The sequence below is a fragment of the Salipiger sp. ABF4_146 genome (assembly GCF_056161345.1).
The window spans coordinates 64,231-80,704 of the sequence record NZ_JBSWYX010000006.1 but is presented as its reverse complement, the minus strand read 5'-3'; the positions used below and the strand labels follow the sequence as shown (position 1 = coordinate 80,704).

11 protein-coding genes are annotated in these 16,474 nt (G+C 65.8%); 8 read left to right on the top strand and 3 right to left on the bottom strand.

Features of this window, described 5'->3' with window-relative positions; genetic code table 11:
• Positions 1-6: 6 nt before the first annotated feature.
• From ACXAJT_RS10375 to ACXAJT_RS10350, 6 genes are all read left to right on the top strand, one after another.
• Positions 7-717, top strand: a complete 711-nt coding sequence (locus ACXAJT_RS10375) for a response regulator transcription factor (RefSeq protein ID WP_475235025.1) — start codon at positions 7-9, stop codon at positions 715-717.
• 131 nt (positions 718-848) lie between these two features.
• Positions 849-1,682, top strand: coding sequence for a universal stress protein (locus ACXAJT_RS10370; RefSeq protein WP_475235024.1), 834 nt, complete (start codon positions 849-851; stop codon positions 1,680-1,682).
• A gap of 186 nt (positions 1,683-1,868) precedes the next feature.
• Positions 1,869-2,273 (top strand): Hsp20/alpha crystallin family protein, encoded by a 405-nt coding sequence (locus ACXAJT_RS10365; protein WP_475235023.1) that lies wholly within the window; start codon positions 1,869-1,871, stop codon positions 2,271-2,273.
• Positions 2,270-4,675, top strand: coding sequence for an endopeptidase La (gene lon / locus ACXAJT_RS10360; protein ID WP_475235022.1), 2,406 nt, complete (start codon positions 2,270-2,272; stop codon positions 4,673-4,675). Before ACXAJT_RS10365 ends, lon begins: the two co-directional genes overlap by 4 nt.
• A gap of 222 nt (positions 4,676-4,897) precedes the next feature.
• Positions 4,898-6,721, top strand: a complete 1,824-nt coding sequence (locus tag ACXAJT_RS10355; RefSeq protein ID WP_475235021.1) for a PHA/PHB synthase family protein — start codon at positions 4,898-4,900, stop codon at positions 6,719-6,721.
• A 4-nt stretch (positions 6,722-6,725) separates the two neighbouring features.
• Complete coding sequence (locus tag ACXAJT_RS10350) at positions 6,726-7,829, top strand: hypothetical protein (protein ID WP_475235020.1); 1,104 nt, start codon at positions 6,726-6,728, stop codon at positions 7,827-7,829.
• Positions 7,830-7,871: 42 nt separating this feature from the next.
• On the opposite strand, the gene ACXAJT_RS10345 is transcribed toward ACXAJT_RS10350, so the two are convergent.
• A complete protein-coding gene (locus ACXAJT_RS10345; protein WP_475235018.1) occupies positions 7,872-10,448 on the bottom strand; it encodes a hypothetical protein in 2,577 nt (858 codons plus the stop codon).
• A 295-nt stretch (positions 10,449-10,743) separates the two neighbouring features.
• Positions 10,744-11,430 carry a phosphoribosyltransferase gene (locus ACXAJT_RS10340; RefSeq protein ID WP_475235016.1) on the bottom strand — a complete coding sequence of 229 codons (687 nt, stop codon included), beginning with the start codon at positions 11,428-11,430 and terminating at the stop codon, positions 10,744-10,746.
• 307 nt (positions 11,431-11,737) lie between these two features.
• On the opposite strand from ACXAJT_RS10340, the gene ACXAJT_RS10335 reads away from it, so the two are divergent.
• Entirely contained in the window at positions 11,738-12,253 is a 516-nt protein-coding gene (locus tag ACXAJT_RS10335) for a cell wall hydrolase (protein ID WP_475235014.1), read from the top strand.
• Positions 12,254-12,368: 115 nt separating this feature from the next.
• Here the strand turns inward: ACXAJT_RS10335 and ACXAJT_RS10330 are convergent, their stop codons facing one another.
• Positions 12,369-14,024 carry a BCCT family transporter gene (locus ACXAJT_RS10330; protein WP_475235012.1) on the bottom strand — a complete coding sequence of 552 codons (1,656 nt, stop codon included), beginning with the start codon at positions 14,022-14,024 and terminating at the stop codon, positions 12,369-12,371.
• Positions 14,025-14,397: 373 nt separating this feature from the next.
• On the opposite strand from ACXAJT_RS10330, the gene ACXAJT_RS10325 reads away from it, so the two are divergent.
• Entirely contained in the window at positions 14,398-16,458 is a 2,061-nt protein-coding gene (locus ACXAJT_RS10325) for an ATP-dependent helicase (protein ID WP_475235010.1), read from the top strand.
• Positions 16,459-16,474 lie beyond the last annotated feature (16 nt).

Here is a 16,474-nt window from a genome sequence, read left to right as displayed (position 1 = left end):
GCGAACATGAGACCCGTCACAATTCTGATTGTCGACGCTAATCAAGACATGCGGACAAGCCTTCGCATGGCCTTCGAAAGCGAAAACTGGACCGTCCTGGAAGCCTGCAATCGCGTCACGATGGTCGACGCGTTAAAGGGTCATGGCGTTGATCTGATTATCATCGACCCGGCGTTCGACGATGACCCGGACCTGCATATCGCGCAGGACCTGAGAACTATCTGGAATATCCCAATTCTGATCATTTCGGAAAAATCCAGCGCGCAGGACAGAATTGCCGGATTGGAATGTGGGGCGGATGACTATATCGTAAAGCCGTTCCACATTAAGGAAGTCGTTCTTCGCACACGCAAGACGCTGGAACTCCACCATCGGGAGATTTGCGATCAGTCGGACCTCGTCTTCGATCACACGATTTTCGAAGTGAAGCGCGGCGTTGTGAAACACATGGACGGCTCGACCGTGGAACTGACCGGGCTCGAACGAAAGCTGCTGACACTCTTCGCGCAGCACCCGGGCCGCATCCTCACCATAGACGAGATCTCGCAAACCCTGCACGGCCGGGACTGGTCTCCCGACGATCGCACGATCGACGGGCATGTGGCACGCCTGCGCCGCAAGATCGCGCCAGCGGCCGCTGGTTCCGCGACATTGATCCGCTCGGTCCGGGGCATCGGCTACGCGTTCACCAGTGACGTGAGGGTCGCGCGAAGCTAACGCATCCGGCCCGCGCACCGGTGCGATGACGCCGGTCAATGACATCTGCCGGAAACCGGCGTCCGTTTGCCGTCATGCCCGAGCCACTGCGGAAGCGCCGTCTTGGGGCCCTCTTTAAAGGCGGAGCGGATATGTCTATCAAAACGATCTCTCTGGTTCTTTTCGATGCGGAAGAGGCGGAATGGATGCTTCCTCAAGCAGCGACGCTGGCGGCGAACCTTGATGCGCATCTGACCGTATTGCACCCCTACCGCTCGATGATTTTTGCCAACGGGATTGGCGCAGAGCCGGCAGTCTATTCAAGCCTGCGAGCATGGGAAAAGGAGTCGTCCGAGGAAATCCGAACGGTCTTTGACAGGCAGGTCAAAGCCACCGGTATTCTGGCAGAGTATCGACCGCAATCCACGCTTTACGGCGCCGAAGACTTCCTGCTCAACGGCGCGCGTGGCGCCGACGTGGCGCTGGCTGGCACGAATGGAGCACCGAGCCGGTCGCCGGATGATCGAAACCTGATGGAGCGGCTGGTCCGCAACCTCGGGCGGCCCGTGCTGGTACTGACCCGCAAGGCGACGCTGGCGCACCCCGCCGCGCGGCTGACCATCGGCTGGAGCGACACGCGCGAGGCAACGCGGGCGGCGCACGACGCGTTGAACCTCGCACGGCCCGGTGCCGACATCGAACTGGTGTCGGTGATCTCACGTCCGCATCGCAGCCTGCCCGGCATCGACAGCAAGGCGGAACTCGCCACCGCGCTGGATCGGCTCGGCTACCGTGTCACGGCGACCGACCGCAGCGCCACCGCCGAGCAACGCTCTGAAACGCTGATCGCCGCGGCGCAGGACTTCGATGCCGAGATGCTGGTGACCGGCGCCTTCGGCCATTCTCTGATCTATGATTTCGTGGTCGGCGCCGTGACGCGCGACCTGCTGGAGAGAGCCCCGCTGCCCGTGCTGCTGTCGAAGTAATTGCACCGCTGCCGCTACATGCGCGAAATCTTTCCGCACGCCTGGGTTGCGTCCATCAGGTCTGTGCACCGGACCCAAACATCAGGATTTGAGAGCCCGCGACCGACCGTGCGTTTGATTGCGCGCCGACAATGCGAAGGTGTCCGAAGGGGCGTAGAAACAGGGGCGCTGCCCGGAGGTCTTCGGATGATCTCGAAATCCATACAGAACCGAATGCTCGCTGACGCGCTGCACCGATTGGGGCGGCTCGATGAATTGCGGCAACTGGGCTTCGGGCTCGGCCAGCCGACAACATGGGAGCCGCCGCTTGACCTCATCGAAACCGCGACAGAGCTGCTCGCCTATGTGGTGCTGCCGGGGGTCGATCCCGCAACGGTGGAGGTCGAGGTCTCTGGCGGCACGCTCACCCTGCGCGGGCTGAGGCCGCGCCCGGCGGAACTGCACGAGGCGTCGATCCTGCGGCTCGAACTGCCATGGGGCAGGTTCGAGCGCCGCGTCACCATTCCCGACGTGCCCTATCGGCTGACCCGCGAGACGGCGCCGGGCTGCCTGATCCTCCGCCTCGCCAAGCTTACGGAGGGACCGCGATGACCCAGACGCCCCCCACTGCGCCCCAGACCGCGCCCAAGGCCCCGGACCCCGCCTATGCGATCCCCGAGGATGCGCTGATCCTTCTGCCGGTGCGTAATTTCGTCGGCTTTCCGGGCACTGTCTTCCCGCTCGCCATCGGACGGCCGGACACGATACTCGGCCTCGAACGGGCGGTACGCGACGAATTGCCGGTCGGCGTCATTCTGCAGCGCGACGCCGAGCAGGAGACTGTGACCGGCGCGGAGGGGCTTCATACCATGGGCTGCAGCGCCGAGATCCTACGCTATGTCGCAGCGCCCGACGCGGGCAACCATGTGATTTGCCGGGGCATCGGGCGGTTCCGTCTGCGCGAGGTGATCCCCGACGCGCCTTTCCTTCTCGCCCGGGTCACAAGCCTCGAAGAAAAGCCCGATACCCGGCCCGAAACCGAGGCCCGCTTCCTGCATCTGCGCGAACTGGCGGTTGACCTGCTGCGCATGCTGCCGGACGCGCCCGAGGGGCTGGCCGAGAGCGTCGCGGAGATCGATGATCCGGGGTATCTCGCCGACCTCGTCGCCGGCTACACCGATATGTCCACCGACGAGCGGCAGGAGCTTTTGGAGACGGTGGAGATCGCCGCCCGCATCGAGATCATGACCCAGAAGCTGAGTCGCCGCGTCGAGGTGCTGCGCATCACCCATGAGATCAGCGAGCAGGCGCGCGAAGAGCTTGAAGGGCGCCACCGCGAGGTGATCTTGCGCGAGCAGCTTGCCGCCATCCGTCGCGAACTTGGCGAAAGCGGCACCAACGGTCATGAAGATGTGTCCGAGATCTCGCGGGCGATCATCGCGGCGGGCATGACCGAAGAGGCCGAGAAGCAGGCGCTCGCAGAGCTGGGCCGCTACGAGGGTATGGCGCAAGGCAGCGCCGAGGCCGCGATGCTGCGCGGCTGGCTTGATTGGGTTATCGATCTGCCATGGCGGTTGCCCGAGGAAACCCGCATTGATCTCGACGAAGCCCGGCGCATCCTCGACGCCGATCACTACGGGCTCGAAAAGATCAAGGCGCGGATCATCGAGTATCTCGCCGTGCGCCGCTTGGCCCCCTCGGGCAAGGCGCCCATCCTGTGCTTTGTTGGCCCGCCGGGGGTGGGCAAAACCTCGTTGGGGCAGAGCATCGCGCGGGCGCTGCACCGCCCCTTCGCCCGGCTGAGCCTTGGCGGGGTGCACGACGAGGCCGAGATCCGCGGCCACCGCCGCACCTATGTCGGCGCGATGCCGGGCATGGTGATCCAGCAGATCCGCCGCGCCGGGGCACGCAACTGCGTGCTGATGCTCGACGAGATCGACAAGCTGGGTCATGGCCTCGGCGGCGATCCTTCGGCGGCGCTGCTTGAGGTGCTGGACCCGGCGCAGAACGCCTGCTTCCATGACAACTACCTCGGCATGGATTTCGACCTGTCGCATGTTGTCTTTCTGTGCACGGCCAACACGCTCGAAACGATCCACCCGCCGCTGCGCGACCGCATGGAGATCATCGCCCTGCCCGGCTATCTGGAGGAAGAGAAGCTGGAGATTGCCAAGCGCTACCTCGTGCCGACGCAGCTTGCCGCCACCGGCCTCACCGCCGAGCAGGTCAAGATCGAGGATGCGGCGCTGCACAGTGTCATCCGCGCCTACACCCGCGAGGCAGGGGTGCGCGGGCTCGAACGGCAGATCGGCGCGCTGCTGCGCCATGCGGCAGTTGCCCTCGCAGGCGGCAAGACCGGACGGCAGACGATCACCGCAGGCAGCCTAGCAAAGATCCTCGGCACGCCACGCTTCGAGAATGAGGTGGCGCTGCGCACCAGCATGCCCGGGGTCGCCACCGGCCTCGCTTGGACCCCTGTGGGCGGCGATATCCTGTTCATCGAGGCCAGCCGCGTGCCGGGCAAGGGGCGGCTGATCCTCACCGGCCAGCTTGGCGAGGTGATGCGCGAAAGCGCTCAGGCGGCGGTCACGCTGGTGAAAGGGCGGGCCGCCAGCCTCGGCATCGACGCCGAAGTCTTCGAAACCTCGGACCTGCACCTGCATGTCCCCGCTGGCGCGACGCCGAAGGACGGGCCAAGCGCCGGCACGGCGATCTTTGCCGCGCTGGCCTCTTTGCTGCTCGACCGCAAGCTGCGCAGCGACACCGCGATGACCGGGGAGATCTCGTTGCGCGGACTGGTCCTGCCAGTGGGCGGCATTCGCGAAAAAGTGGTGGCGGCGGCAAGCGCCGGGATCACACGGGTGCTCTTGCCCGACCGCAACCGTCCGGATTTCGACGACATCCCGGAAACCGCGCGGCACCGGCTGAGCTTTATCTGGCTGAAAACCGTGGACGACGTGCTGAAAGAGGCGCTTGAACCCCAGAGCGACGGCAAGGCGCACTCGGCCGCCTGAGCCCGGCGCGCGCAGGACCCGCCAGCGCATGAGCAAACTCGCGCCGCGTCCGAGGCTACGTTGATTGCGAACAATGACGGTGCCGGTCTGCCTTGGCAGCCTTGCAAAGCGCGTTCCGCGTTTGGCCATGGGCACGGCGTATGCCTGACCGCTGTCAGCGCCTCGCCGCCTGCCGCGAAATTGGCCGAACGCTCTGCCGCCCGACGCACGAAAGTAAGCGCCATGCCCGAGCCCGCTGAGACGATCACACTGGCGCAGCCGCCGCATCAGACGCTGCCCCATCAGACGCTGCCGGTCCCCCTGCCCGCCTGCGCCGCAGCGGAGGCGCCGCAGAGGCGCCCGCACGACGGCTTTCACGAAAGCCTCGACCGGGCGCTGGCCTCGACACGGGCACGGCTGACCATGGGAGTTTCGCCCTACGCGGCGGCCACCGCGTGGCAGGCATGGGCGACAGCGCTGGTCCGGGCGCCGGGCCGCCAGACCGATCTGGCCGAACGGTTCTGGCAGAACCAGCTGCAGGCGCTGGCGGGGATCTGGGGCCTTGGGCGCGGCTTCACGCCGGCAGCAGATGATCACCGTTTCGACGGCACTGGCTGGGACACCCCCGTCTCGCGCTTCTGGAAACAGAGCTTTCTCGCTGCGGAGGATTGGTGGGCGGCGGCCACCGGCCCGCAACGCGGCGTGAGCCCGCGCGAGACTGACCGGGTCGCCTTCATGGCGCGCCAAACGCTCGACGCGATGTCGCCTTCGAACATCCCTTGGTTCAATCCCGATGTGATCAGCCGGATCACCCGCACCGGCGGGCGCTGCCTGCTGAGCGGGGCAGCGCTGATGGCGGAGGACTGGCTGCGCGACGCCGCACTGCACACCGACGAGCCCGAGGCCTTTGTGCCGGGACAGGACGTTGCCTGCACACCGGGCAGCGTGGTCTATCGCAATCATCTCTTCGAGCTGATCCAATACGCCCCGGCCACTGAGGCCGTGCACGCCGAACCGATCCTGATCGTGCCCGCGTGGATCATGAAGTACTACATTTTGGACCTGAGCCCCGAGTCCTCGCTGATCCGTCATCTGGTGGCGCAGGGGTTCACTGTCTTCTGCATATCGTGGCTCAACCCCGGCGCCGAGGAGCGCGACCTCTCGCTCGACGCCTACCGCCGCGAGGGTGTGCTCGCCGCGCTCAACGCGGTCACGCGGATCTGTGCAAAGGCTCGCGTCCATGCCTGCGGCTATTGTCTTGGTGGCACGATCCTTGCGATTGCCGCTGCCACCATGGCCCGCGATGGCGACGATCGGCTCGCCTCGATCACTCTGCTTGCCGCGCAGACGGACTTTTCCGAGGCGGGCGAATTGATGCTTTTCGTCGATGAGGCGCAGATCGCCTATCTCGAAGATCTGATGTGGGCGCAGGGCTATCTGGATCAGCGCCAGATGGCCGGCACCTTCCGGGTGCTGCGCGACCGCGACCTGATCTGGTCGCGGCTGGTCCGGCGCTACCTGATGGGCGAAGAAGAGCCGGCGTTCGACATCGGCGCGTGGAGCAAGGACGCCACACGCATGCCCTACCGGATGCATTCGGAGTATCTGCGCGGGCTGTTTCTGGAAAACCGCCTGACCGCCGGGCGGTTTGCCGTCGAAGGGCGCGTCATTGCATTGAAGGACATCTCTGCGCCGCTCTTCGTTCTGGCGACCGAGAAGGATCACATCGCGCCATGGCGCTCGGTCTATAAGACGGCGCTATTCACCGATTCCGCGCTGACCTTCGCGCTGGTCAGCGGCGGCCACAACGGCGGCATCCTAAGCCCGCCGCAGCATCCGGGGCGCAGCTTTCGCCTTGGCCACAGGCCCGCCGGGGCCCGCTATACCGGGCCCGACGACTGGTGTGCGCGCCACGCGCCTCAGCAGGGGTCGTGGTGGCCGCACTGGATAGACTGGCTGCACGCGCAGGGCACGCAGCAAGACAGGCCGCCACCGCAGATGGGCCTGCCCGGCACGGAATTGGCGCCACTCTGTCCGGCACCGGGGCGCTATGTGCTGCAGCGCTGAGCAGATGGGCGACAGGCTGCACCCCGGCGCGGACCAGCCGCGACACACGGCGTTCCGCATCCGCCGGGTGACCGGCGGTAGAGGATCGGCGGCGGTTTCAAACCAGACCCTGCACAGCGCGCCGTTCTACGCCCTGCGCCTGTTCGAACCCGAGGCGCTGCCGCCCGCTGCGCCGCGGGTGCTGGTGGTGCCGCCGCTGTCGGGCCATCTGCCTGTGCTGCTGCGCGACATGGTGCTCGGGCTACTGAAGTCGAACATGCGCGTTGCGGTGCTGGACTGGGCCAATGTGCGCCATGTGCCCGTTGCGCGGGGTGATTTCTGCTTCGATGACAACATCGGCGCCATCGTCCGGGCGATCCTGCAACTGGGGCCCGGGGCGCATGTGCTCGCGCTCTGTCAGGGGGGCGTTCCCGCCTTCGCCGCCAGCGCCGAGCTTGCGGCCCGCCTGCCCGGTTCAGAGCCCGCAGGCCTGATGCTGCTTGCCGCGCCGGTCGATCCCTTGGCCAATCCGACCCCGCTGGTCGAGCTGATCCGCGCGCGGCCCCGGACATGGTACGCGACAGTGCCGCTGTCCCGTCTGCGCGCCGGGCATGCCGGCCACCGACGCTGGGTCTACCGCGCCGAAACCCAGCTCAACGCGCTGACCCGATACCTCTCGACAGCGTTGGAAACAGACAGCGAACTGGCCCGGAAGATGCGCGAGGATGACGGCGCGGACCCGCAGCACTTCCCCTTTCGCGACCTCTACAGCGCGGTGATGGACCTCGACGCGCGGCTTTTCGTCGAAAACCTCGACCACGTGTTCCTCCGTCGGGACATCGCCCGGGGCACACTGCGCTTTCGTGGCAGAGTGATCGAGCCCGCGGCGCTACGGAACACGATGCTGGTGACCGTCGAAGGCGCCGAGGACGAGATCGCGGCACCCGGTCAGACCAGCGCCGCGCATGCGCTTTGCCCACGCCTCGGACCCAAGGATCACCACGCGATCGTCCTCCCCGGGTGCGGCCATTTCGGCCTCTTTCATGGCCGCATCTGGCGCGAGGATCTATGCCCCACGCTTGCCGAGTTGATCACTCACCGCTCTGCCGCAGGCGAGCCGGGCCGGTAGAGCAAGGCGCCCCCTCCGGCCCGAAGCGCCCTACGCTATACCTTAAGTGAACAGGAAGGCATCCCCGCCCTCGGCAAACTCTGCCGGGGTGAACTGCAGGTAGTCGGTACGCAGCGGCTCGCCGCCGTCGGGCCGTCCGACCAGTTCAATCCGATCACCCGGAGCCAGATCAAGGTCGCCGATCACGTGCTGCGCCGCCCCCGCGGGCGTTACGATGGCATCGCCGAAATCGCCATTCCACAGCCAGCTGTCCACCTCTGCCCCATTGAGCCACACGCTCATCTGGCTGACACCATCGCTTTCGTCGAAATAGCCAACGGCCAGATCATAGCGCCCCGCCATGCCATCGAAATCAAACGCTGCGCGCTGGTCGGGTCCGCCGCCCGCCTGCAGATAGGCCCCGCCAGAGGCATGGGGGTTGCTGAAGACCTGAAAGTCCTTGGTGATCTCCAGCGTTTCCGCCTCGACCATGAAAGCCTCGGCGGCAGGCGGCGCGGCCCGTATATCAATGTAATCCGTGCGCAACGGCTCACCGGCATCCGACGTGCCTGCCAGCGTCAGCACGTCGCCCGTCTCCAGCGTCACGAAGGGGATCACCCGTTTCATCGCGGCGTCGCCGGTCACCGTGGTCTCGGCGGGATCGGCATCCCAAACCCATGCGTCGAGCGTCGTGCCATTGCGCTCCAGCCGCAGGCTGCTGGCCCCGTCGGCCTCGTCGAAATACCCAACGATGAGGCTGTAGACCCCTGCCGCGCCCGAGAAACTGCCCGACGCCACGGCCTCGCCGTCGCCCGTGGCCTGCAAAAACGCGTCGTCCGACGCCCAAGGGTTATCCTGCACGATAAACCCGCTTTCGATGTCGAGGCTCTCGGCCTCGGTCCGCCCCAGCCCGATCTGCGCCGGTGGGCGGCTGAGATCGCTGTATTCGACGACATACCCAAAGGCGTTGTTCGGGTTCGGCGGCACGCCGTTGTCGGCCCATGTGCCGGTGGCATAGAACGAGTGCACGGAAAGATAGTCCTCTCCCGGCGGCTCGGACCATGCGTTGTTCGGCTCGTATCCTCCCCAATCGGCATAGCCCACGGCGCCCGCCGAGGCGGTCCAGAAGACCTCACCCGCCTCAGGTCCGGTCGCCCATTCCCAGATGCCCTCGACGCGTTCGTCGGTGCCCCCGGCCCAGACACCCGGCGGCGTCATGGAGATGATGAAGTCATTCTCCTCGTCCGACGTAATCGTGGCGAGATACCCGGGCAATCCAAGATGGCTGCGGCTTTCCGCATCAACCTTGGCGTCGGCCCACGTCAGCGGCCCCTCGACATACTGATACCAATGGCCGTTGCCGCCCTCGGCCTCGGACCATTGCACGATCTCGCCCAGTGCCTGTTCTTCGAACGTGGCGATGAAGATATCCCACGCGCTGTTGGTGTCATTCTCGATCAGGTTCGAGGCTTGGCTGGCGAACATAACGCCGGACCCGTCCGGCAAGAACTGTGGCCAAATGCTCTGCGCATCGCCGATCTCACCGGCGGCATTCGCCGACAACACAGTGACCGCCCCCGACACCAGATCCTTGACGAAGACGTCTTGGGCATTGTTGTCGTCCCGCACGGCAAGGCTCGTGGTATCGCTATAGAAGGCGATCTTCGTGCCGTCCGGCGAGAACACGCCGCCGTAACTGTCGCCGATCCACTGGCTGCCGAAGCTGTTGGTGGAGACCAGTTCGATGTCTCCCGTGATCAGGTCCTTGATGAACAGGTCCTGAGAGCCGTTGATGTCGCCTGGAACCAAGTTCGTGGCCCGGCTGGAGAAAAGAAACTTCGTGCCATCGGCCGAGAACATGCCCTCGGAACTGTCGCCGTTGCCTTCTGTCCCGTCCGCGCCGACCGACAGCCGCAGCACCTCTCCGGTCGTCAGGTCCTTGGTGAAGATATCGCGCACGCCGTTGCTGTCACTTGCGACAAGATTGTCCGCGAGGCTCGAGAAGGCAAATTTCGATCCATCCGGGGTGAACGCGACCCCGACGCTGTAGTTGTTCGCGGCCTCGCCCGCAGCATTGGTCGACAGCATCTGTATATCGCCGCTATCGATGTCCTTAAGGAAAACCGCGTCGCCCACCATCGCAAGGCCCGGAACAAGGTTGGTCGCATAGCTGGTGAAAGCGATCTGCTTTCCGTCCGGCGAAAAATGAGCGTAGAAGCTGGCGTCGTTCCCCGGCTCGCCCGCGGCGTTCGCAGAGATCAGCTTGTCCTCGCCGCTTGCAAGGTCCTTGTAGAACACCGTCTCTTCGGCGGTCATCACACCGTCGAGGGGAAAGCGAAGCGTTGTTGTGAAGGCCACGCGGGTGCCATCGGCAGAAATCGCAGGCTCCCAGCCCCCTTCTTCGGGATCGGCGATGGCCGGGTCCAGCGTCATGCGCGCGATCGCACCGCTGCCCAAGTCCTTGAGGTAGATGTCGCCATAGGGGTTCTGGTCTTCGGGAACAAATTGCGCGCTGCTCTGGAACAGCAGAATTGAGCCATCCGCGCTGAGATCGAACCGGTTGCTTGCCCCCTCGCCTTCCTCACCGTTGCTGCCTGTCGAAACCCGCTCCACCGATACCACCTTCAGTTGCGTCTGCATGACACTGTCCTCCAATGATCTGTTTCAAATCGCTTAAGTCCAATTGGTCTTCCACCTCTCGGCGCTCATGAATAACGCCGCCTGTCTCGCCGGCCGAAGGCGTGGGCCTCCTCCTACCCGAACTCCCCCGCGTCGGCAGGCGCACGACGGCGCGGTTCTCGCCGCACCGGGTCCCCGTCTCGCCCATGTCGGGCAGGAAACGCGGCTCGGCAACGCCATGGCACAGCGGCTCTTGACTGCGGGGCGCAGCCGCAGGCAGTAGGGGCGATAGCATGCCTCTCGGCCATGCGCCGGGTCATCGTGGGCCACGGGCCGTTTCGCCCGCCTCGCCCCATGCCTGATGCAACAGGCCGACGGTCTCTTCGTCGCTGAGCTGGTGGAAATCGTCGTAGAAGCTGCCGACCCCGTAAAAATGCTGCGCCGGGATCAGACAGACCACGGTTTCAGCCAGCGACGCGAACTCCTGCGCCACGTCAGCCGGGGCCACCGGCACCGCGATACAGATGCGTCCCGCGCCCTGCCTGCGCAGGGCGATGAGCGCGGCTTTCATCGTGGCGCCCGTGGCCAGCCCGTCGTCAACGACAACCGCCGTTCTGCCCTTGGCCGGCACCTGCGCCCTGTCGCCGAGGTAGCGCGCACGCCGCCGCTCGAGCTCCAGCAGCGCGCGCGCCCGCGCCTGTTCCAGATACGCGGCATCACTCCCCGTGTGGTGCAGCACATCTTCGTTGATCACCGTCTGCGGCGTCTCGCCATCCACGATGGCCCCAAGCGCGACCTCCGGCGCGCCGGGTGCGCCGATCTTGCGCACGAAGATCAGATCGAGCGGTGCGCTCAGCATCCGCGCCACCTCCAAAGCCACCGGCACACCTCCGCGCGGCAGGGCGTAAATGACCGGCTGATCCAGCGTCATCGCCGCGAGGCGCGCCCCCAGAACGCGCCCGGCCTCTGCGCGGTCGGCGAAACACTCCCTCTGCTGAGCCATCACATCATCCTCTGGACCGAAGCCAAGATCCCGGCCACCCGCTCTGGGTGCACGCCCGGGACTCGGCCAGCAGTTTCGCACGGCAGTCGGGGTCGCATCTTGACGGACATCATTGTGCGCGGCTGTGTGTGGGGGGCGCATCTGACGAGGCTGCGGGAAGGTACCTCCTAAGGCGCTGCGCCGTCGCAAGGCCACGCTATGCCCTGCAAATGTACCAAAGCGCGCGGGGGAATATTGAAGACCCGCCCCGCCTGCCGCTAGGGTCGAGCCTGAGGCACAGGCGCGCACATCGGGGAGACCGCACAGAATGAGACTGACACCGCTGCAAGCACGGGCCGCGCTGGCCACAACGGCGCTACTGCTGATCGCCGCCTGCGGCGGGCAGCAGCGGGAACACCACCCCGGCGAGTTGGAATGCATGGAGCGCGCCATGTACTTCGAGTCGCTCCGCTCCAGCCGCGACGGCATGGTGGCGGTCGGCAGTGTGGTGATGAACCGCGTCGAGTCGCACGAATTTCCCTCGTCGGTCTGCGGTGTCGTGGGGCAGAAGAACCAGTTCGCGCCGGGCGTCATGACCCGCGAGATGAGCGGCGCCGCGCTGCCGGATGTGCGCGAGGCGGCGATGTCGGTGCTCAGCGGCGAGCGGCACCCGATGGTCGGCAACGCGCGGTTCTTCCACGCGGCCAGCTACCGGGCGTCCTACAACAACATGCACTATGTGCTCACCACAGGCGGCAACGCCTTTTATGAAAAGCGCCGCCCGGAGCACGTGACCCGCTCGTCGCCTCCCGGCGCGCTCGAAGGCGTGACGCGCCGCCGCTGATATTGCGCCCGCGGGGATGGCACCGCCCGCGCCGTTTGCGGCGCAATGCCAAAGCGGCGCCCTGTCACTTGAGGGACCGGCGCGAACGCCGGTCCAAATGGGTCACTCCAAGGGGTCACTCTGCGGGTTTGAGCGCCGGCTCGGGCTGCGGCGGCGGCGTCGGATCGGCCCCGTAAAGCTCGCCGGGCAGTTCGGACGGCATCGCGTGATCCGCTTCCTCGTCGTCGCGATAGCGCTGGTTGTGCCGGTAGACCATCAGCGTGTCCCACCTGAGCGCCTTGAACAGACCGATCAGGATAAACAGGCAGACCACGGCAAAGGGGAAACCGGCCACAACGGCCGCCGCCTGCAGCGCGTTGAGCCCGCCCGCCAGCAGCAGCACTGACGCCACGGCGCCCTCGGTGATCGCCCAGAACACCCGCTGGATGCGCGGCGGGTTGGTGTCGCCCCCGGCGGTCAGCATGTCGATGACGAAGGAGCCCGAGTCCGATGACGTGACGAACCACAGCACGATTAGGATCATCGCAAAGCCAGACATCAGCCCCGACGCTGGGAAATAGTCGAGCAATGCGAACATCGCGTCGCCATAGGCGTTCTGCGTGGCCTCGACCAGCGTGGAGTCGCCGCCCAGCGAAATGTTCAGCGCCGTGCCGCCAAAGGCGCAGAACCAGAAGAACATGATCGAGGTGGGCAGCAGCATCACCCCAAGCACGAACTCGCGGATGGTGCGGCCCTTGGAGATGCGCGCCACGAAAACGCCGACGAACGGCGACCACGAAATCCACCACGCCCAGTAGAAGATGGTCCACGAATTCTGCCACGAGCCATCGTCCTGCCATGCTTCGGTCCAGCTGGCCCAGCTGACAAAGCGCGCGACGTAATCGCCGTAGCTCTGCACGAACAGATCGAAAATGAACACCGTCGGGCCGACGATCAGCATGAAGACCAGAAACAGCAGGCTGAGCCCGATGTTGATGTTCGACAGCCGCTTGATGCCTGCGTCGAGCCCCGCGACCACCGAGACGGTCGCGGCGAGGGTGATCACCGCGATGATGAGGATCTGGATGGTGGTGCTGTTGGGAACGCCGAAAATCTCGCCAAGGCCAGAGTTGATCTGCATTGCGCCAAGGCCCAGCGAGGTGACGATGCCGAACATCGTGCCAAACACTGCAAGGATGTCGACGGCGCTGCCCCATGGCCCGAAGATCTTTTCGCCGAGGATGGGATAAAGCGCCGAGCGGATGGTCAGCGGCAGCCCCTTGCGAAAGTGGAAATAGGCCAGCGCCAGCGCGATGACCGCGTAGATCGCCCAGCCGTGGAAGCCCCAATGCAGGAAGGACAGGACGATCGCCTGCCGCGCCGCTTCCTGAGTTTCCGCCTCGCCGATGGGCGGCGCGAAGTAATGGTACATGGGTTCGGCAACGCCCCAGTAGATGAGCCCGATGCCGATGCCCGCCGAGAACAGCATCGAGGTCCATGAAATCAGGCTGTAGGCCGGTTTGTCGGTCATCCGGCCAAGGCGGATGTCGGCGAACGGCCCGAAGGCAAGATAGATCGTCGCCAGCACGAAAATATTGACCTCGATGATCATCGCCCAGCCCAGCGTGTCGGCAAACCAAGCCTGAATGCCGGAGAACAGGCTGTTTGCGGACTCGCTGAAGGTGGCGCCGAAGATGATGAACCCGACGATCAGCAACGCCGAGATAGCGAAGACGGTCCTGTGAACCCTCGGGAAGATGAACAGCCGCTGTTGCGGCATCTTGTCATGCATTTGGAGCTCCTGGGTGGAGGTTGTCGCTGTAGGATTGCGCAGCCAGCTAGCGCGCCAGGGCCAAAGGGCCAGTGCCCACCGCCCGCCGCAGGCAGCGTGGTCCCGTGGCGGCCCGCCCGATCCGAAATGCACCCCAACCGGTCCTGATCCGGTCCGGCGTACACCCTGAGGTGGCGGAAGATCATGCCCGCCGCATAGGAAAGGCGTGCGCGCTGTGTGGCTTACCCACCGCCCGGCCGCGTCGACAGGCCACCCAAGGTCCGGCAGACGCTTCAAACCCCGACGTCATTTCGCAGTTCCAAGTTCCCTTTATGTTCCAAATTCGTTAATCTCGCTTCAAAACGCATTGCCGCAAGGCAGGATCGGGCAGGACATGGCACAGGCAGACACTCTTCAGGACCCTCTCGCGGCGCTGAACGACACCCAGCGCGCCGCCGCCACCTTTGGAATCACTGCCGGCGATACCGCCCCTGCCGGGCCGCTGCTGGTGATCGCCGGCGCGGGCTCGGGCAAGACCAGCACGCTGGCGCACCGGGTGGCGCATCTGCTGATCAACGGCGCCGACCCGCAGCGCATCCTGCTGATGACCTTCTCTCGCCGCGCCGCCACCGAGTTGACCCGCCGGGTCGAGGCGATCACCACCCGCGCCATGGGCACGGGCATCGTCGCCGAGGCGCTGACATGGTCGGGCACCTTCCACGCCATCGGCGCGCGGCTGCTGCGCGAGCATGCCCCGGCGATCGGCCTGAACCCCGAGTTCTCGATCCACGACCGCGAGGACAGCGCCGACCTGATGAACCTGTGCCGCAACACGCTTGGGCTGTCGCAGGCCGAAAAGCGCTTTCCGGCCAAGGGCACTTGCCTGTCGATCTACTCGCGGGCGGTGAACGCGGGCGAGCCGCTGGACGAGGTGCTGCGCGATCACTTCCCGTGGTGCGCCATGTGGGAGGCGGAGCTGAAGCAGCTGTTCGGCGCCTACGTGCGCGCCAAGCAAGAGCAGAACGTGCTCGACTATGACGACCTGCTGCTGGCCTGGGCGCAGGTGATGTCGGACCCCGAATTCGCCGCCCATATCGGCAGCGCATGGGATCACGTGCTGATCGACGAGTATCAAGACACCAACCGATTGCAGGCCCGCATCCTCATGGCGCTGAAGCCGGACGGGCGCGGGCTGACCGTGGTCGGCGACGACGCGCAGTCAATCTATGCGTTCCGCGCCGCGACCGTGCGCAACATTCTCGATTTCCCGAGTGCCTTTCAGCCGCCCGCCGACATCATTACGCTCGACCGCAATTACCGCTCGACAATTCCCATTCTCGACGCCGCCAACGCGGTGATCGGGCAGGCGCGCGAGCGCTTCACCAAGAACCTCTGGACCACGCGCGCCTCTGCTGAAAAGCCCCGGCTTGTCACCGTCAACACCGAGGCCGATCAGGCGCGCTACATGGTCGACCGCATCCTCGAAGACCGCGAAACCGGCACCGCGCTGAAGCAGCAGGCGGTGCTCTTCCGCACCTCGAGCCATTCGGTGCAGCTCGAGGCCGAGCTGACCCGGCGCAACGTGCCTTACGTGAAATTCGGCGGGCTGAAGTTCCTCGACAGCGCCCATGTGAAGGATCTGCTGTCGTTGCTGCGGCTGGCGCGCAACCCGCGCGACCGGGTGGCGGGCTTTCGGGTGCTGCAATTGATCCCGGGCATCGGGCCGAAATCGGCGGCGAACATCCTTGGCGCGCTCGATCTGGCACCCGATCCCGCCGCCGCGCTGGCCGATGTGGCGCCCCCCGCCAAGGCCGAGGCGGACTGGCCTGCCTTCGTCGCGGCGATGACCACGCAGGCGCAGTGGCCCGCCGCCATTGGCCTTGCCCGCGCGTGGTACGAGCCGCATCTGGAGCGCATCCACGAGGACGCCGACACCCGCCGCAACGATCTGCTGCAGCTCGAACAGATCGCCGCGGGCTACCCGTCGGCCGAGGCGTTCCTGACCGAGCTTACTCTCGATCCGCCCGACGCCACCTCTGACCGGCCCGGCGTGCCGCTGAAGGACGAGGATTACCTGATCCTGTCGACCATCCATTCGGCCAAGGGGCAGGAGTGGAAATCGGTCTACCTGCTCAACGCGGTCGACGGCTGCATCCCGTCCGACCTCGGCACCGGTTCCACCCCCGAACTCGAAGAAGAGCGGCGCCTGCTCTACGTGGCGATGACCCGCGCCAAGGACCGGCTGACGCTGGGCCTGCCGCTGCGCTTTTACGTCACCCAGCAGAGCCGCGGTGGCGACAGGCATGTCTACGCCACCCGCACCCGCTTCATCCCGCGCGAGATGCTGGAGCATTTCGACAACAGTCATTGGTCGCCCGCGCCGCAGCCCGGCGCAGCGGCCCCGGCACCGGGCAAGATCGACGTCGCGGCGCAGATGCGCGACATGTGGGGCTGACGGCTGGGGCTAAAGG